Source organism: Streptomyces sp. NPDC056987, from assembly GCF_042673865.1.
Taxonomy (GTDB): Bacteria; Actinomycetota; Actinomycetes; order Streptomycetales; family Streptomycetaceae; genus Streptomyces.
Genome location: NZ_JBHURV010000027.1, coordinates 41,955 through 59,518, shown reverse-complemented (window position 1 = coordinate 59,518; position 17,564 = coordinate 41,955). Strand labels below are relative to the sequence as shown.

Genomic DNA, 17,564 nt, shown 5'->3' with positions numbered 1-17,564 from the left:
TCAGAGGTGGGCCGGAGGCCGGTCAGAGGCCGAATTCGGCCTCTGACCGGCCCGTACTCCGTGCTATGGCGCTACAGCCACAGCTACACCGTGTACTCGTCCGCGACCGTCAGGGCCGCGTCCAGGATCGCGAGCCCCTCCTTCGCCTCCGCCTCGGAGACGTTGCAGGCCGGCACCGCGTGCGTGCGGTTCATGTTCACGAAGGGCCACAGGCCGCCCTTCTTGCAGGCGGCGGCGAAGGCGGCCATCGGCGCGTTCGCCTCGCCCGACGCGTTGTACGGCACCAGCGGCTCGCGCGTCTCCCGGTTCCGTACGAGGTCGAGCGCCCAGAAGACCCCCGTGCCCCGCACCTCGCCCACCGAGGGGTGGCGGTCCGCCAGCTCGCGCAGGCCGGGGCCGAGGACCGTCGCGCCGATGTGCGCCGCGTGCTCGACGACCTTCTCCTCCGCCATGACCTGGAGCGTCGCGACCGCGGCGGCGCAGGCCAGCGGGTGGCCCGAGTAGGTGAGTCCGCCGGGGTAGGGGCGGGTGGCGAAGGTCTCCGCGATCGCGGCGGAGATGGCGACACCGCCCAGCGGCACGTACCCCGAGTTGACGCCCTTGGCGAAGGTCAGCAGATCGGGGACGACGTCGTAGTGCTCGGCGGCGAACCACTTGCCCGTACGGCCGAATCCGGCCATCACCTCGTCCAGCACGAACACGATGCCGTGCCGGTCGCAGAGTTCGCGTACGCCCGCGAGGTAGCCGGGCGGCGGGGTCATGATGCCGGCCGTGCCCGGGACGGTCTCCAGGATGATCGCGGCGATGGTCGCCGGCCCCTCGAAGGCGATGGTCGCCTCCAGGTGGGCCAGCGCGCGGGCGCACTCCTCGGCCTCGTCGGAGGAGTAGAAGGCGGAGCGGTAGAGGAACGGGCCGTGGAAGTGGACGACGCCGGAGGTGCCGGTGTCGGAGGCCCAGCGGCGCGGGTCGCCGGTCAGGTTGATCGCGGTGGAGGTGCCGCCGTGGTACGAGCGGTACGCGGAGAGCACCTTGGGGCGGCCGGTGTGCAGGCGGGCCATCCGGACGGCGTTCTCGACGGCCTCGGCGCCGCCGTTCGTGAAGAAGATCTTGTCGAGGTCGCCGGGCGTGCGCTCGGCGATGAGGCGCGCGGCCTCGGAGCGTACGTCCACGGCGAAGGCGGGCGCGAAGGTGGCGAGGCGGCCGGCCTGCTCCTGGACGGCGGCGACGACGGTGGGGTGCTGGTAGCCGATGTTGGTGAAGACGAGGCCGCTGGTGAAGTCGAGGTAGCGGTTGCCGTCGTAGTCCCAGAAGTAGGAACCCTCGGCACCGGCGACGGCGAGCGGGTCGATCAGCTCCTGCGCGGACCAGGAGTGGAACACGTGGGCGCGGTCGGCGGCCTTCACGGCGGCGCCGGCGCCGGGGTCCGCGTGCGGGAGGTGGCGCGGTGTGCTGTGCGGGGCGGCGTGTGCGGTCATGGGGACCAGCGTAGGGAGGTACGGGGAAGGACCGGTATGGCCAGGATGTATGGACTGGGCCACGCCGATCGGCACTGTGTCGGGTTCATCGATCTGGCGGATTCGTTCCGCCACGGGGTCTTCATCGAGCCCCACCGACCCTTCCGTTCCCCTCCTGGTTGCCCTCTCCGTTCCCCTCCGTCCCCTCACATCCCCTCCATCGCCTCGGTGCGAGATGATCCGGGCGTCCCGTCCACAATGGTGTCGAAGGGTGTCAGCCGGGCAGGGGCACGGGTACGGGTTACGGGGAGGGGCCGCGCGGCCATGGAAAGACTGGTAGCGGGAGATCCCGCGCAGATCGGCGCCTACCGGCTGCTGGCCCGCCTCGGCGCGGGCGGCATGGGCCAGGTCTATCTGGCCCGCTCCGACCGGGGCCGTACGGTCGCGGTCAAGCTGATCCGGCGTGAGCTGGCCGAACAGGAGCAGTTCCGCGGCCGGTTCCGGCAGGAGGTGGCGGCGGCGCGTCGCGTCGGCGGGACGTGGACGGCGCCGGTGCTCGACGCCGACACGGAGGCGGACGTGCCGTGGCTGGCCACCGGCTATGTCGCGGGGCCCTCGCTCCAGACGGTGGTGTCGGGGCGGCACGGGCCGCTGCCGGAGCGTTCCGTCCGTATCCTCGCGTCCGGCCTCGCGCACGCGCTCCAGGACATCCACGCGGCGGGGCTGATCCACCGGGATCTCAAGCCATCCAATGTGCTGGTGACGATCGAGGGTCCGCGCGTCATCGACTTCGGGATAGCCCGCGCGCTGGAGACGGCCGCGGACGAGGGGCTGACCCGTACCGGCTCGCTGGTGGGTTCGCCCGGCTTCATGGCGCCCGAGCAGGTCCGCGGGGACCGGGTGACGGCGGCGTGCGACGTCTTCTGCCTCGGCTCGGTCCTGGCGTACGCGATGACGGGGCGGCTGCCGTTCGGCGGCGCGGACACCGGGATGCACGCCCTGATGTTCCGCATCGCGCAGGAGGAACCGGACCTGTCGGGGCTGCCCGAGGGTCTGTTGGAGCTGGTACGCGACTGCCTGCGCAAGAACCCGGCGGAGCGGCCGACCACGCGGGAGGTGCTGGCCCGGGTGGGCGGGACGGCGGACCCGGGGGCGGGCCCCGGCGGCGAACCGTGGCTGCCGGGCGGGCTGCTGGCGCAACTGGGGCAGCACGCGGTGAGCCTGCTGGACCACGAGGACCCGACGGGAACGGTACGCCCGCCGACCGCGAACGGCGCGGGTTGGGGCGCGGGAGCGGGAGCCGCTGCGCGGGCGGGCGCGGAAGCCGGTGCGGGCGCGGGCGCGGACCCTGGCGCGGGTCCGGGAGCCGGTGCGCAGGCTAGCGCCGGGGCGGGAGCCGGTGCCGAGGCGGACACCAGGGTGAAGGCCCGAGCCGGCGCCGAGGCGGGCGCGGGGCCGAAGGCGGGCGCCGGGCCCTCACCCACCCCTACGCCTCCCGTGACACCGACGTCACCCGCACCGCCCCTCTCACCGATGCAGGGGTTCGGCGCGGCCCCCCTGCCCGCGCCTCAGCCGTACGCCCCGTACGGTTACCCGGCCCAGAGCCCACCGGCCGGCTACGGCGGTCCGCCGACCGGACGCGGCGGCCCGCCCCCGCCCTTCGGCCCCACTCCCCCGTACGATCCGGGGCCGGCGACGGCCTCGGCGCCGCAGCCGGCCGGGCGCAGCACCCGCGGCACGGTGGCCCTGATCGCCGTCGCGGTGGTCGTCGCGATCGGCGCGGGCGGTTCGGTGTACGCCGTCCTGGGCGGCGAGGGCACGAGGAACGCCGCCGCCGACGGGGACAACCGGGCGACGGACGCCGAGTCCGCCGACGCCCCGGCCCCCGAAGCGAGTTCCGGCGCCGGAACCCCCACCCCGTCGGAGGCCCCCGGGGCCCCGGGCGCGATCCCGGCGCAGTACCTCGGCACCTGGATCGGCGGCCTGGGCGGCAGCTCGGGGTACAGCACCCGCACCCTGGTCATCCGCCAGGGCGACCAGGGCGACACCGTCCTGACCCTGACGGCGAACGGCCCGGCGAACGGGGGCGGCACGTACCACTGCGTCTTCGAAGCCCCCCTGGCCGCCGAGCCCCCGGAGGACACCTCCCCGCTGCGGATCGGCCCGTCCCGGGTGACCACCGGCGAACCGATGTCCGCCTGCACCCCCGGGTCCGCCACCGAGCTGACGGTCCTCCCCGACGGCAAGCTCAGCCGCGTGACGGCGAGCGGCGAGTCCCTGACGTACACGAGAACCGGCTGAACCGGCAGAACCGATATGAGAGGGCGTGTCCATGATCGACCCCAACCTCTGTCTGAACGTTCCGGAGGGCTTCGACGATTCGGAAGCCGAGACCGGGGTGCATCCCATGGCCAGGAAGCTGTTCCCGGCCACCACCGCCGCGGAAGCCTTCAGGAAGGCCTACGAGTGGGTGGGAGAGCAGAAGGTCTTCCTGGTGGACGTGTCCTGGGATTTCACGCACGACGAGGCCGAGCCCTACACGCTGAGCATCTACTTCACGTTCGAGCTGGATCCCGAAGACGCCTGACGAGGCGGCTCCTGGCCGTACCGACACCGCCTCAAACCGGCCGCCGCAGATCCTCCAGATACCGCAGGACGGCCGCGACCCGGCGGTCCACCTGGTCCGTCGGGGACAGATCGGGTGGCCCGAGTCCCGGGGTAGTGCCTGCGGTACGTGGAGATGGGCAGCACAGGGGTTGGTGACAGACCCTGTGCGCACGGACATCTGTAGGCATGACGCGACGCAAGGCAGTAATCATCCCCTCGGTCCTCCTCTCCCTCAGCGCGCTGACGGTCGCCACACCTGCCCTGGGCGCCACGGCGCACGGTTCGCCGGCCCCGGCCTCGAAGGCAGTTGCCTCCTGGCAGCGCGGTGAGAGTGTGGTGGCCGGCATCGACCGCAGCTCCCACCCCTTGCGGACCACGAACCCCACGGGCAGTCTGCGGGACCTCGACGCGCTGGGCCGCATGCTCAAGGGCTCCGAGGTGGTGGGACTGGGCGAGGCCACCCACGGTTCGCGGGACTTCTTCCGCATGAAGCACCGGGTCTTCCGCTATCTGGTCGAGGAGAAGGGCTTCCGGACCTTCAGCCTGGAACTCCCCTGGAGCAGCGGTGTGCGGATCGACGAGTTCGTGGTGCGGGGCAAGGGCGACCTCAAGGACATCGCCCGTGAGGAGTTCCAGGGTTCCTACCGGATCTGGAACAACCAGGACTACATCGACCTCATCAGGTGGATGCGGGCGTACAACCTCGGCCACCCCGGCGACCCGGTCCGTTTCATGGGCAACGACATGGGCTGTGCCGGCCCGGAACTGTACGCACGGGTCATCGACTACGTGTCCGACGAGTACCCGCAACTGCTGGACCAGGTGACCGAGTTGTACCGCGGCCTGGCCCCGACGACCGACGCCGGCACCTTCGCAGAGGAGTACGCCAAGCTGCCGCTCGCCGAGCGCCAGGAGCGGGCGGAGCGGACCGGGAAGGTCTACGACCTCGTGCGCGCACAGCGCCCCGGCCCCGGTGACAAGCGGAACCACCTGTGGATGACGCAGCATGCCCTGGCCATCCACCAGATGGCCCGGGGGCTTCTCCTTCGACATCGGCGACGAGGACCAGATCGCCCTGATGATGAAGCTCCGCGACCAGGTGATGGCCGAGAACGTGGAGTGGTGGCGCCAGAACACGGGGAACAGGATTCTGGTGTCGGGCCACAACACCCACGTGTCCTACGACTCGTTCGACACGCGGTACCCCAAGACTCAGGGCTCCTTTCTCCGCGACGCGCTGGGCAGCCGCTATGCCAGCATCGGCTTCTCGTTCTACAAGGGCTCCTTCAACGCGTTCGGCACCGACGACAACGTGATGCGCAGCTACCGGGTGGACGGCGCGAAGCCGGGCTCCAACGAACAGACCCTGGACAAGGCCCGCCGGGACGACTACATCCTCGACCTGCGCAAGGCCCCCGAGCAGGTGCGCGCGTGGCTGGACACGGAGCGTGCCACCTGGAACATCGGCGCCGGATGGCCCGACCCCGTGGAGTACACGGCCGCACTCGGCAGGGCCCACGACATCCTCGTACACCTCCACGACGTCCAGGCCACCACGTACCTCGGCGCACCCTGACACCGCCACCACCGCCGCTGTGGCCGTTCATCGGCCCCGTAAGGCGAACCCCTGGAACGGGTGCCCGTAATTCCATTTGTTTCAGCTCTATGCCGCCGCATCGTGCCGCAGTACGTTGGGAGCGCTCCCATAACCGGATCCCCCACACCCCTCAAGCCGGAAGATGGAGACCGCATCATGGATTGTCATGAGCACTTAAGGAAACCGCGTACCACCCGCCCCCGGCACACCAAGCGCTGGGTCCTGCGTGTCCTGGGGCTGCTCTCCACCGTCATGCTCTGCCTGATCGGCACGGTCGGTACCGCCTCCGCCCACGGATCGGTCATCGACCCCGCCTCCCGCAACTACGGCTGCTGGCTCCGCTGGGGCAGCGACTTCCAGAACCCGGCGATGGCCACGCAGGACCCCATGTGCTGGCAGGCGTGGCAGGACAACACGAACGCCATGTGGAACTGGAACGGCCTCTACCGCAACGGTGCCGCCGGTAACTTCCAGGCCGTCATCCCGAACGGGCAGCTCTGCAGCGCGGGCCACACCGAGGGCGGGCGCTACAACTCGATGGACGTCCCCGGCGCGTGGAAGACGACCGGCATCAAGAGCAACTTCAAGATCAACCTGTACGACCAGGCCCGTCACGGCGCCGACTACATCCTCGTCTATGTCAGCAGGCAGGGTCTCGACCCGACGACCCAGCCGCTGAACTGGAGCGACATGCAGTTGGTCAAACGGACCGCCGCGTACGCCCCGGCCGAGTACTACCCCATCGACGTCACCACGTCGGGATACACCGGACGGCATGTCGTCTACACGATCTGGCAGGCCTCGCACATGGACCAGACGTTCTTCATGTGCAGTGACGTGACCATCTCCTGAGCCGACCACACCGCCCCGGCGCCGTGACCGGCTCCGGGGCGGTGTGGTGGAACCTCGAAAAGACCCGCAAGAACCGGTGGAACCTACAGGAACGAGTTGATCTCGATCGTCTCCGTACGGCCCGGGCCGACGCCGATCGCCGAGATCGGCGCTCCCGACATCTCCTCCAGCGCCTTCACGTACGCCTGCGCGTTCTTCGGCAGGTCGGCGAACGTCTTCGCCTTCGTGATGTCCTCCGACCAGCCGGGCAGGTACTCGTACACCGGCTTCGCGTGGTGGAAGTCCGTCTGGCTGTACGGAAGTTCCTCGACGCGCTTGCCGTCGATCTCGTACGCCACGCACACCGGGATCCGCTCCCAGCCGGTCAGCACGTCCAGCTTGGTGAGGAAGAAGTCCGTCAGGCCGTTGACCCGCGTCGCGTAGCGCGCGATCACCGCGTCGAACCAGCCGCAGCGGCGGTCGCGGCCCGTGGTGACGCCCCGCTCGCCGCCGATGCGGCGCAGGGCCTCGCCGTCGTCGTCGAAGAGTTCCGTGGGGAACGGTCCGGCGCCGACGCGCGTCGTATAGGCCTTGAGGATGCCGATGACCCGGTTGATCTTCGTCGGCCCGACACCCGAGCCGGTGCAGGCGCCGCCCGCCGTCGGGTTGGACGAGGTGACGAAGGGATACGTGCCGTGGTCGACGTCGAGCAGGGTGCCCTGGCCGCCCTCGAAGAGGACGACCTTGCCCTCGTCGATCGCGTTGTTCAGGATCAGCGTCGTGTCGGCCACGTACGGCTTGAGCTGGTCCGCGAAGGTCAGCAGCTCCTCGACGATCTTGCGGGACTCTATGGCCCGCCGGTTGAAGACCTTGGCGAGGAGTTGGTTCTTGGACTCCAGCGCCGCGTCGACCTTCTGCTCCAGGATCGACTCGTCGTAGAGGTCCTGGACGCGGATTCCGGTGCGGTTGATCTTGTCGGCGTACGTCGGGCCGATGCCGCGCCCGGTCGTGCCGATCTTCCGCTTGCCGAGGAACCGTTCCGTCACCTTGTCGACCGTGACGTTGTACGGCGTGATCAGGTGTGCGTTGCCGCTGATCAGCAGCTTCGACGTGTCGACACCGCGCTCGCCAAGACCGTTCAGCTCGGAGAACAGGACAGCCGGGTCGACCACCACACCGTTACCGATCACCGGGGTGCACCCCGGGGAGAGGATTCCGGAAGGGAGGAGATGCAGTGCGTACTTCTGGTCGCCCACGACGACCGTGTGGCCGGCGTTGTTGCCGCCCTGATAGCGCACGACATAGTCCACGGAACCACCGAGCAGGTCGGTGGCCTTTCCCTTGCCTTCGTCACCCCACTGAGCACCGAGCAGCACAAGTGCGGGCACAGGCGTACACCCCTTCCGGGCGGGGCATGTCCAAGGTCAGGGACGCACAAACGCCGTTCGTGCGGCGTGAGTACGCCGTCACCACGCGTGATCCGTGCCTGCGACATCGCACAGCGTTGTACGACACAGACCTGACCGTCGAACCGGATGCCCCGGAATAGACGAAGCCCCTGGCGCAATAGCGCAAGGGGCTCTTGCACAAAGATGCTACCCGAGGAAGGACCGAGGTGTCGGCTCCGGAGCCCGCCGAGAACGGCGCGCAGCAGCTTCTGGTGGTCATCGACCCGGTGGCAGGCCGGACCGACGGCGAATCGGTGCGGATCGCGAGAGACGTGCTCAGCGGGGGTGCGGCGGTCAAACTCTGCTTCCCGGAAGGCCCCGAGGAGCTGGCGCGGGCGCTGGCCCGGCGCGGCAGCCGGCGCCCCGTGCTGGTGGGCGACGACCGGGCGCTGCTGCGGATGGTCTCGCTGCTCCACCGGGAGCGCGAGCTGACCGCGGGCGCGCTCTCGCTGGTGCCGGTGGGCGCCTCCGTGGAGCTGGCGCGTTCACTGGGCGTGCCCATAGGCGCGGTGGCGGCGGCGCGGGCGGTGCTGGACGGCGCGGTGCGCAGGCTGGACCTGCTGGTCGACGACAGCGACGGGGTGGTGCTGGGCGATCTCCGTATCCCGGCCCTCCCCGGGCGTGCGGGGGCGGGCGGGGACCGGGAACCGGATGGTGGCACGGGGGTCCCGCCCGCCGTCGCCTCGGTCTGGCACACCTGCCGCTCCCTGGTCCGTACGCTCGTACGCCCCGTCCCGCACGCCCTCGCGGTGCACACGCACCGGCTGCGGGTGGAGGCGGACGGCGTCGTGCTGAGCGATCTGGACGAACCGGTCGAGGCGGTGACCGTACGGTCGCGCGGCGGCCGGGCGGAGGTGGTGATCCGGACACAGGGTGCGGCGGAACCGGTCAGGGCGAGCGCCCTCTCCGTCACCGTCTCGGGCGCGGACTTCCGCTACCGCGCGGACGCCCGCGTCGCCGGTCCGGTCCGTACGCGGACCTGGACGCTCCGGCCGGGGGCCTGGGGGCTGACCCTGCCCGCAGGGGCGGGCGGCGGTCCCGCGGTGGCGGGGGCGTACGCGGGCCCGGGCGGCGGCTGACACCTTTCTCCGTCAGGGGGGCACGGCTTCTCCCTGGTCAGCGGGGCGGTTACCCTCAGCGTCCGATCAACGCCCGGGGGGACGGAACACATGCACGGCACGTACGGCACCGCGGCTCGGAGACCCGGGCCCGGCGGAGGCGAGGACGGGGACGGAGACGGGGGCAGGGACGCGGGTGGCGGGCCGAGGGCGGCCGTCGCCCTCGGCCTTCCCGACACCGCGGAGGCCCTGACCCGCTACCGGGCCCGCTCCGGCACCTGGACGCGCGGCGGGCTCGCGCTGCTGGCCGGCGTCGTGGTCATCGCGCTGGCCGCGCAAGGCCGCGGAATGACCTGGCCGCAGGAGGTGCTGCCGTCCGTGTGCGGCCTCGCCCTCTTCGCGACCGGGCTCGGCGTGGGCGCCCGCCGGCTCGCCCGCCGGATGGGGCACCGCCTGGCGGAGGCGCCGTGGACGGCCTGCGCCGCGGTCTCCGTACCGCGCGGGCTGCACGCGGGGACGGTGGTGCTGCGTGACCCGGTCACGGGTGATCTGTGGCCGATGGCCGTGGTCGCCGTGCAGCAGCGTTATCAGCTCGTCGAGCCGGGCCCCGGCGGGGTCCTGTGGTGGTGCGGCGATCCGCGGACCGGCGGGGTGATCGCGCCGCCGGGCGGCGCGGAGCTGGTCTGGACGCGGGCGGTACGGGGGGAACGGGCGCGGCTCAGGAGCGTACGGGCGGCGGCGGAGCGCGGTCTGCTGGACCGGCCGGTGCCACGGCAGCCGCAGCCGGCCCCCGGGCGGTACGGGTCCGGCGGGCCCGGCGCCGCCGCGCCGGCCGGTACGGCGGGCACCACCGCCCCGTCCGTCACTCCCACACCACCCGGTGCGGCGGGCGCCACCACACCTTCCGCGACCCCCACCCGACCCGTACCGCCGGAATCGTCCCCCGCGGATTCGGCCTTTCTCGCGCTCACCGCCGCCGTCCGCCACCGGGGCGTCTTCCGCTGGGTGCTGCTCGTCGGTGTGATCGCGCTCGGCGTGGGCATCGCCTCCTTCGAAGCCTCGATGAAGGACCCACGGATCCAGCTCACCGTGATCGACGAGCGCTCCGACGGTGTCTGCACCGTGCGGTGGACCGAGCCATGGAGCGGCGCGGAACGCCGGGGCACGTACCACTGCGATCCGGACCGCGGCCCGGACCGCGATCCGCTCCTCGACGGCGGGGAGAGGGGGTGGCTGGTCTCGTACGGCCCGTGGAAGGGCGAACTGTACGACGCCGAGGAGCGCGGCACGATCGCCAACGACGTGAACGGCGCGGTGTTCCTGGCCGGGGCCGCGCTCACCCTGATCGGTCTGGCCGGCGGCGGCCTCCGGCTGTGGCGGTGGCGGCGGAGCCAGGAGGAGAGCGGCGGGACCGTGGCCGGGGCCGGGTCCGGGATGGGGGGCGGCGGCCGGGCGCCCCTGCCGTCCTCGCTGCCCTCGCCGTCGGCGCCGGGCCTGCGGCCGCGCCCGCCCGTCAGCCTCGCCAAGGTCACCGATCACCTGGCCCGCGCGGACCGCCGCGCGGCGGTCGCCTTCACGTACGCGGCCCTGGCCGCCGAGGCGCGCCGCGCGGCCGTCCCCCCGCCCGGGGGCCGGTACCGCGCCGACCTCGACATCCGGGCGGTGCGATGGTGGCGGGTGCGGACGCTGCGTGAGCTGAGTTCGCTGACCGCCGTCCTCCAGAGCCTCGGCGTGGCGGCGGGGGTCGGCGTGCTGTGGCTGATCCCGGGCGACGAGATGCCGTGGCTGACCCTGCTGGTGGGCGGCTTCTGCGCGGCGGCGGGGGTGACCGCGCTGGGCCGGCTGGTGTGGCGGGGCGTGCCCACGGTGCACACGCTCGTCCGGGCGGCCCTCGCGCCGGTGCCGGTGCCCAAGCGGTACGTCCTGCTGAACGATCCGTACGGCGCGGGCCCCGTGCTGCTGTTCTTCCCGGCCCACGGCGGGGACGACGACCTGCCGGAGGCGCTGCTCGGCGTACTGCCGCCCGGTACCGCCCGCCGGCCGTGGCTCGGGCTGCCCGCCCCCACCGGGGAGGCGGAGCTGCGCGGCTGGCTGGACCCGTCCCCGGCGGTCGTGCCGTGGATCGGGGGCCGCGCGCTGTGGCCCCGCCACCCGTACGAGGAGATCAACCCGAACGACCCCGGGATCCGTACCTACCTGGAACTGCTGGCCCCCAACGTCACCGCCGCCACCGTCGCGGACGACAGGCCCTAGAGCGCCAGGGGGACGCGCATCTCCACGTACGTACCCGCCCCGGGAGCCGAGTCGATGACCACCCGGCCGCCGACGCCCGCCACCCGGTCCCGTACGGAGCCGTCGAGCCCGGAGCCGGGCGTGAGCGTCGCCGGGTCGAAGCCCGTGCCGTTGTCGAGGACGCTGACCAGGACGGCGCCTCCGGCACGTTCCGCGCGGACGACCGCACGCGCGGTGCCGGCGTGCTTGACCACGTTCGTCAGGGCCTCGCGCACCGCCTCCACCAGTGCTTCGGCGACCTCCTCGGGCAGGGCCGCCGACGCGGCGCGCTCCGACGCGCTGCGCAACTGGGCCGTGTGCACCTCCACCGTCAGTCCGATCCTGGCCATGTCCTCGGCGAGCCGGGCGAGGCCGCTCGCGAGGTCGCCGTTGCCGGTGGCGGGGCGCTCCCCCCGTACGAAACCCCGCAGCCACACGGCCTCGGCCCGGACATGCGCGTGCAGTCCCGGATCGGTGATCCATGGCTCGCGGGCGAGGGTCTCCAGGGTCTGGAGCACCCGGTCGTGCAACAGGCGTGCGTGCCGTACGCGTTCACGCTCGGCCGCGAGTTCCGCCTCCTTCGCCATGGCGGTGTCCGTCGCGCGGTCGAGTTCCCGGCCGGTACGGCGCAGCGTCCTGGCCACCGCCCAGGCGATCCCCGCGTTGGCCAGGTAGGGAACGCTGTTGGGGGCGGCGTTCCAGGCCGGCTCGCCGAGCTGGGTCACCGCCGTGACGGCGTACGCGGCGGCCGGCAGCGCGGCCAGCGCGAGGACGGACGCCACCCGGGTGAGGACGAGCCCGAACCCGATGCTCGCCAGCAGGCTGAACGGATAGACGAAGTAGGCCCAGGTGTGGCCGTGCGTACGGTCCGCGAGCCCGCCGCCCACGACCAGGACCGCCGCCATGACCGCCGCGTCGGCGGCCACCAGCACCCGTGGCGGGACCCGGCGCAGCCGCAGGCCCACCGCGATCAGAGCGAGACTCTCGCCGAACACGAACGCGCACAACGACACGCCCGCCCAGAGGGGTTGGTAGTGGGGGAAGGTGGCGACGGCTCCGATCACCACCTGTAACAGCCCGCCCAGGCGGAACAGCACGTACGCCCGCAGCACCACCCGCTCGCCGCGCAGCGCTCCGGCGGTCGCCGCGGGGCCGCCGACTCCGCCCGCCGTTCCTGTCGACCCCGACGGCTCTGTCGACCCCGTAGTTCCCGACGGCCCTGTCGTCCCCGACGTCACTTCGGAGCCGTGTCCTCGCGCGCGCTCAGCCGCGCCATCGCCGCCCGGGTCAACTCGGCCTTGTTGCCCACCTGGAGCTTGGCCCGGATCCGCTCGACGTACGTGTCGACCGTGGTCTTGCGTACGCCGAGCCGTGTCGCGATCTGCGCGTGGGTGAAGCCGCGCGCCACGTAACTCAGCGTCTCCTCCTCCCTGGCGGACAGCCGTGGGCCGACGGCGCCGTCCCCGGGCCCCGGGTCCCTGCGGGTCAGTTCGGCCTGGAGGATGTCGGCGAGTTCGGCCGACATCGAGAAGCCGCCCGCGGCCACGGTCTCCACCGCCGCGACGAAGAGCTCCGCGCTGCAGTGCTTGGTGACGTAGCCGCAGGCCCCGGCCCGTATGGCGCCGAGTACGTCGGTGGGCAGTCCGGAGGCGGACATCACCAGGACGCGGGTGGCGGCGGACAGGGCGGCGACCGCGTCCAACGCGGGCGTGCCACCGTCGAGATAGAGGTCGAGGACGATGACATCCGGTGCGCCGACGGCCGCGAGCGCCTCCTCCAGTTCGCGGAGCGAGCCGACGGACGCCGTCGTCGTGACGGGAGAATCGGGCAGGGCGCCGAGGATGTGGGCGATGCCGTGACGGGCGATGGGATGGTCGTCCACCACCGCGACGGTGATCATGGGGGACCCCTCGGCGGCCGAAAAGTCGGTGGCATCGTTGCCGGTGACGCGTTCGGCGGCCATTGTGTCCTGTCTTTCCGGCGTACGGAAGACACGCCGGCCGGGCTCCGCCCCGAGGGGAGCGGCGGAATCCGGCCGACGCGTCCGGGCGCGCTGGGCGCGGCGGGTCAGTAACAGACCTGCTGGCCCTTGTTGATGTACTCGTAGTAGCCGCCGCCGCAGCCGAGATGGAACAGGCGCCGGGGCTGGGCACTCTGGCCTCCGTACACCCCGCCCGCCGCGGTGAGCCTGGCGTTGTACATGAGCGAGAAGTGCAGGTGCGGGGCGAAGCCGCCGGTGCCGCCCACCAGTCCGACGACGGTCGCGTCGGTGATCTTCTGGCCCTTGGCGACCAGGATCCGGCTGAGGTGGCAGACCACGCTCCAGTAGCCGCCGCCGTGGTCGACGACGACGTACTGGCCGCAGGTCTCCCAGCCCGAAGGTGCCCAGCCCGCGTACAGGACGGTGCCGGGGCCGCCGGGCGCGAGAACCTCGTCGCCCTCCCGCATGCCCAGGTCCAGTGCGTAGTACTGGTTCATGCTGGATGCGGTGTTGCAGTTGACGTGGTAACCCTCGCCGTAGTGGCTGCCGTTCTGCATGGCGTAACCGGCGCCGCCGTTGGCCTTGTACGTCAGCGGGGTCTGCAGGAACTTGCTCGTCGGCCAGTCGACACAGCCGGCGACCGCCGCGGGCGCGGCCGGTGCGGCGGACGCGGCGGACTTGGCAGGCGCGCCGGGTGCCGAGCCCGCCGCCACCGCCGCGACCGCGCCCGGCGCGGCGAACGTGGTGAGCAGGGCGAACGCGGCCGCCACGGCCGCGGCGAATCTGTGCGAGCGGGACCTCGGCATGGACCTGGGCATGGGCCATGGGATACCCATCGGACCTCCTGGTGATCGTCCGTCGTCGGAGGTCCCGAGCGTGGCAGCGCCACGGAGGGCGGGGGCAGCGAGCGCGGTGTCGTCCATTCACACCACAAGTGGTGTGGGCACGTGCTGTGGTGCGACCGGCTGTACCGATCACGGACGCTGTCGACCGGGAGGTCTTGATCAACCCGCCGGGCTAGTCGTCCCGCGCCGGCTTCTCGCCCGCCCCGGCCGCTCCCGCCCCGGCCGCAGCCACCCCTGACGCGCCCGCCCCCGCCGCCCTGCGCTGATCCTGGAGCGTCCGCCAGCGGTCCATCATCGTCGCCAGCTCCGCCTGTACGAACTCGAAGAACTCGATCGTCTCCGCCAGCCGCGCCCCCGCCGGGGTGTCGCGCCCCAGCGAATCCGCGCCCTCGCGCAGGGCGTTCTCCCAGCGCACGAGCGTCGCGTCGCGCTGCGCGAACGTCGTGTACCAGACGTCGTCGTGCACCCGGTAGCGGTCCCGCCGCGTGCCCGGGTCGCGCTCCCGGCCGACCAGCCCGACCTGGACGAGGTAGCGGATCGCGCCCGACACCGCCGCGGGGCTGATGCCGAGCCGTTCGCTCAGCTCCGCGGAGGTCAGCGACGCGTCGTCCGAGGAGACGATGGCGGCGAAGACCCGCGAGGCCGTCCGCTGCATCCCGGACTCGGTCATCACGGCCGCGAACCGCTCGACGAAGCGGGTCGTCGCTTCCGGGCTCCGCGACGGGCTGTTCTCGTTCATCGCCTGCTCGTCTCCCCTGCTGTCCTCTGCGTGCGGGTCCGGCCCCGTGTCCCGATCTTAACCCGATCCTTTTTACGCTTCCTTAACTTCACAATTTTGTGAAAGTAGCGTACGTTCCGAAGCATGACGAAGGCAATCAGCGTCGCCGGACTCCACAAGTCGTTCGGCCGGACGCACGCGCTGGACGGCCTCGACCTCGCCGTCGAGACCGGCGAGGTCCACGGCTTCCTCGGCCCCAACGGAGCCGGGAAGTCCACCACCATCCGGGTCCTCCTCGGACTCCTGCGCGCCGACTCGGGCGCGGCCCAGCTCCTCGGCCGGGACCCGTGGCGAGACGCGGTCGAACTGCACCGCCGCGTGGCGTACGTCCCCGGTGACGTGACCCTGTGGCGCAACCTCTCCGGCGGCGAGGTCATCGACCTGTACGGACGGCTCCGCGGCGGGAACCTGGACGCGCGGCGGCGGGCCGCGCTCGTCGAGCGGTTCGAACTCGACCCGACCAAGAAGGGGCGTACGTACTCCAAGGGCAACCGCCAGAAGGTCGCCCTGGTCGCGGCGTTCGCCTCGGACGTGGAGCTGCTGATCCTCGACGAGCCGACCTCGGGGCTCGACCCGCTGATGGAGGAGGTCTTCCAGAGCTGCGTCGCCGAGGAGCGCGACCGGGGCAGGACCGTCCTCCTCTCCAGCCATGTGCTGAGCGAGGTCGAGGCGCTGTGCGACCGGGTGTCCATCATCCGCAGGGGCGTGACCGTCGAGACGGGCTCGCTGGCGGAGCTGCGCCATCTGACCCGTACGAGCGTGAGCGCGGAGCTGGCGGGGCCGCCCGCCGGGCTCGACCGGCTGCCCGGGGTGCACGATCTCGACGTCCGGGGGACGCGGGTACGGCTCCAGGTCGAGACCGACAAGCTCGACGCCGTGCTCCGGTCCCTGTCCGGCGCCGGGATCCGCTCCCTGAGCAGTACGCCGCCGACGCTGGAGGAGCTGTTCCTCCGCCACTACGCGGCGGACGGCGCCGACCCGGCGGACGGGTCCGGCGGGTCCGGCACCGGGTCCAGCACCGGCACCGGCACCGGCGAGACGCGGGTGGCGTCATGACCGCCGGGCTCGCCACCGGCGCCCCGCGTGCCCTGCCCGTGGCCCGTACCGGCGGCTCCCGGCAGCTCGCCGGTACGGGACCGCTGCTCCGGCTCGCCCTGCGCCGCGACCGGATCATGCTTCCCGTCTGGGTGATCGTCCTCGGCGGCTCCTTCATGTCCGTCGCCCGCTCCCTCGACTCCGTGGCCGGCACGGCGGCCGAACGCGCCGATCTCGCGCGCTCCCTGGGGGCCAACGGCTCCCTGCGCGCCCTGTACGGGCCGGTCTTCAGCGAATCGGTCGGCGGGCTCACCGCCCTGCGGATGACGGCGTTCGGCACCGCGCTCGCCGCCGTACTGAGCCTGACCCTCGTCGTGCGGCACACCCGGGAGGAAGAGGAGACCGGCCGCCAGGAGATGCTCTCCGCCGCGATGGTCGGACGCCGGGCGCCGCTGACCGCCGCACTGCTCACGGCGCTGATCGCCCATGCCGCGCTGGCGCTGGCGATCACGGCGGGGCTGGCCGGGGCGACCGGCGACACCACCGGCTCACTCGCGCTCGGCCTCGCGGTCGCCGGGGTCGGCATGCTCTTCGCGTGCACCGCCGCGATCGCCGCGCAGATCACCGAGAACGCGCGGCTCGCGAAGGGCCTCACGGCCGCGGTCATCGGCGCCGCGTTCGTCCTCAAGGCGGCGGGCGACGCCGCGACCGCCGACGGCTCCTCCGTACTGACCTGGCTCTCCCCGCTGGGCTGGGCCGAGCACGTACGCGCCTACGCGGACGAGCGGTGGTGGGTGCTGCTCCTGCTCCTCGCCGCCGTCGCCGTCCAGGCGGTGCTCGCGTACACCCTCGCCGGACGGCGCGACATCGGGATGAGCTTCCTGCCCGCGCGGCCGGGCCCGGCCGCGGGCCGGCTCGCCACGGCGGGCGGACTGGCGTGGCGGCTCCAGCGCGGGAGCGTGGCCGGCTGGGGCGCCGGGTTCCTGGTCAGCGGGATCATGTTCGGCGGGATCACGGACGGCGCGGCCGAACTGGTCGGCGACAACGAGCGGACCCGCGAGATCATCCAGCGTATGGGCGGCGAGCAGGGGCTGACGGAGGCGTTCCTCGCCGCGATGGTGGGCCTGCTCGGCATGGTGGCCGCGCTGTACGCGGTCTCCTCCGTGCTCCGGCTGGGCGCCGAGGAGACGGGCGGCCGGGCCGAACCGGTCCTCGCGGGCGCGGTCGGCCGGCTCCGCTGGGCCGCGGGCCATCTGCTGATCGCCTTCGGCGGCGCCGTACTGATCATGCTGCTCGGCGGGGTGGGCCTGTTCCTCGGATACGGCCACGACCTGCCCGGGATCCTCGGCGCCTCGCTCGTCCAACTGCCCGCGATCTGGCTGCTGGGCGCGGTGGCGGCGCTGCTGTACGGGGTCGTCCCGAGGGCGGCGGTGGTCGCGTGGGCGGCGAGCGGCCTGGCCCTGGCACTCGGCTGGCTCGGCCCGGCGCTCGGCCTCTCGCAGGCGGTGATGAATCTGTCGCCCTTCGGCCACCTCCCGAAGCTGCCGGGCGCGGAGATGGCATGGCCGCCGGTGCTCGTGCTGACCGGGCTGTCGGTGGCGCTGGTGGCGGCGGGACTGGTGGGGCTGCGGAGGCGGGATGTGCTGACCTGAGCCGGGC

At 72.5% G+C, this 17,564-nt stretch carries 14 protein-coding genes and 2 pseudogenes; 9 read left to right on the top strand and 7 right to left on the bottom strand.

All coding sequences use genetic code 11. The features are described from left to right. Positions 1–83: 83 nt before the first annotated feature. Positions 84–1,475, bottom strand: coding sequence for an aspartate aminotransferase family protein (locus tag ACFTZC_RS27775; protein ID WP_382894262.1), 1,392 nt, complete (start codon positions 1,473–1,475; stop codon positions 84–86). 303 nt (positions 1,476–1,778) lie between these two features. Here ACFTZC_RS27775 and ACFTZC_RS27770 point away from each other — a divergent pair, with 303 nt between their 5' ends. After that, complete coding sequence (locus ACFTZC_RS27770; RefSeq protein WP_382894261.1) at positions 1,779–3,755, top strand: serine/threonine-protein kinase; 1,977 nt, start codon at positions 1,779–1,781, stop codon at positions 3,753–3,755. A gap of 31 nt (positions 3,756–3,786) precedes the next feature. Further along, positions 3,787–4,041, top strand: a complete 255-nt coding sequence (locus ACFTZC_RS27765) for a hypothetical protein (RefSeq protein WP_382894259.1) — start codon at positions 3,787–3,789, stop codon at positions 4,039–4,041. A gap of 31 nt (positions 4,042–4,072) precedes the next feature. Here the strand turns inward: ACFTZC_RS27765 and ACFTZC_RS27760 are convergent. Then, positions 4,073–4,153 (bottom strand): annotated as a pseudogene (locus ACFTZC_RS27760) (DNA-binding response regulator); the annotation flags it as partial. 94 nt (positions 4,154–4,247) lie between these two features. On the opposite strand from ACFTZC_RS27760, the pseudogene ACFTZC_RS27755 reads away from it, so the two are divergent. The 3 genes and pseudogenes from ACFTZC_RS27755 to ACFTZC_RS27745 all read left to right on the top strand — a co-directional run. Then, positions 4,248–5,036 (top strand): annotated as a pseudogene (locus ACFTZC_RS27755) (erythromycin esterase family protein); the annotation flags it as partial. A gap of 31 nt (positions 5,037–5,067) precedes the next feature. Beyond that, complete coding sequence (locus tag ACFTZC_RS27750) at positions 5,068–5,637, top strand: erythromycin esterase family protein (RefSeq protein ID WP_382894257.1); 570 nt, start codon at positions 5,068–5,070, stop codon at positions 5,635–5,637. A 177-nt stretch (positions 5,638–5,814) separates the two neighbouring features. Beyond that, positions 5,815–6,510, top strand: coding sequence for a lytic polysaccharide monooxygenase (locus ACFTZC_RS27745; protein WP_382894255.1), 696 nt, complete (start codon positions 5,815–5,817; stop codon positions 6,508–6,510). Positions 6,511–6,593: 83 nt separating this feature from the next. Here the strand turns inward: ACFTZC_RS27745 and ACFTZC_RS27740 are convergent, their stop codons facing one another. Then, positions 6,594–7,877: an adenylosuccinate synthase gene (locus ACFTZC_RS27740; RefSeq protein WP_382894253.1), complete on the bottom strand. Its 1,284-nt coding sequence runs from the start codon at positions 7,875–7,877 to the stop codon at positions 6,594–6,596. Between the two features lie 227 nt (positions 7,878–8,104). Between ACFTZC_RS27740 and ACFTZC_RS27735 the strand changes: the two genes are divergently transcribed. Together ACFTZC_RS27735 and ACFTZC_RS27730 are read left to right on the top strand one after the other, a co-directional pair. After that, entirely contained in the window at positions 8,105–9,016 is a 912-nt protein-coding gene (locus ACFTZC_RS27735) for a diacylglycerol kinase (RefSeq protein ID WP_382894251.1), read from the top strand. Between the two features lie 90 nt (positions 9,017–9,106). After that, a complete protein-coding gene (locus tag ACFTZC_RS27730) occupies positions 9,107–11,248 on the top strand; it encodes a hypothetical protein (RefSeq protein ID WP_382894249.1) in 2,142 nt (713 codons plus the stop codon). On the opposite strand, the gene ACFTZC_RS27725 is transcribed toward ACFTZC_RS27730, so the two are convergent. The 4 genes from ACFTZC_RS27725 to ACFTZC_RS27710 form a co-directional block, all read right to left on the bottom strand. Then, the gene (locus tag ACFTZC_RS27725; protein ID WP_382894247.1) at positions 11,245–12,504 is read right to left on the bottom strand and encodes a sensor histidine kinase; all 1,260 of its coding nucleotides are present in this window, start codon (positions 12,502–12,504) and stop codon (positions 11,245–11,247) included. The two genes, ACFTZC_RS27730 and ACFTZC_RS27725, sit on opposite strands and share 4 nt — an antisense overlap. Then, on the bottom strand, positions 12,501–13,229 hold the full coding sequence (locus ACFTZC_RS27720; RefSeq protein ID WP_382894245.1) for a LuxR C-terminal-related transcriptional regulator: 729 nt from the start codon (positions 13,227–13,229) through the stop codon (positions 12,501–12,503). The genes ACFTZC_RS27725 and ACFTZC_RS27720 overlap by 4 nt, the downstream gene beginning before the upstream one ends. A gap of 104 nt (positions 13,230–13,333) precedes the next feature. Further along, complete coding sequence (locus ACFTZC_RS27715; RefSeq protein ID WP_382894243.1) at positions 13,334–14,065, bottom strand: M23 family metallopeptidase; 732 nt, start codon at positions 14,063–14,065, stop codon at positions 13,334–13,336. A 199-nt stretch (positions 14,066–14,264) separates the two neighbouring features. Further along, the gene (locus tag ACFTZC_RS27710; RefSeq protein ID WP_382894241.1) at positions 14,265–14,831 is read right to left on the bottom strand and encodes a GbsR/MarR family transcriptional regulator; all 567 of its coding nucleotides are present in this window, start codon (positions 14,829–14,831) and stop codon (positions 14,265–14,267) included. Between the two features lie 123 nt (positions 14,832–14,954). Between ACFTZC_RS27710 and ACFTZC_RS27705 the strand changes: the two genes are divergently transcribed. Together ACFTZC_RS27705 and ACFTZC_RS27700 are read left to right on the top strand one after the other, a co-directional pair. Next, positions 14,955–15,926 carry an ATP-binding cassette domain-containing protein gene (locus tag ACFTZC_RS27705; RefSeq protein ID WP_382894239.1) on the top strand — a complete coding sequence of 324 codons (972 nt, stop codon included), beginning with the start codon at positions 14,955–14,957 and terminating at the stop codon, positions 15,924–15,926. Further along, positions 15,923–17,557 (top strand): ABC transporter permease, encoded by a 1,635-nt coding sequence (locus ACFTZC_RS27700; protein ID WP_382894237.1) that lies wholly within the window; start codon positions 15,923–15,925, stop codon positions 17,555–17,557. The genes ACFTZC_RS27705 and ACFTZC_RS27700 overlap by 4 nt, the downstream gene beginning before the upstream one ends. Positions 17,558–17,564: the final 7 nt, after the last annotated feature.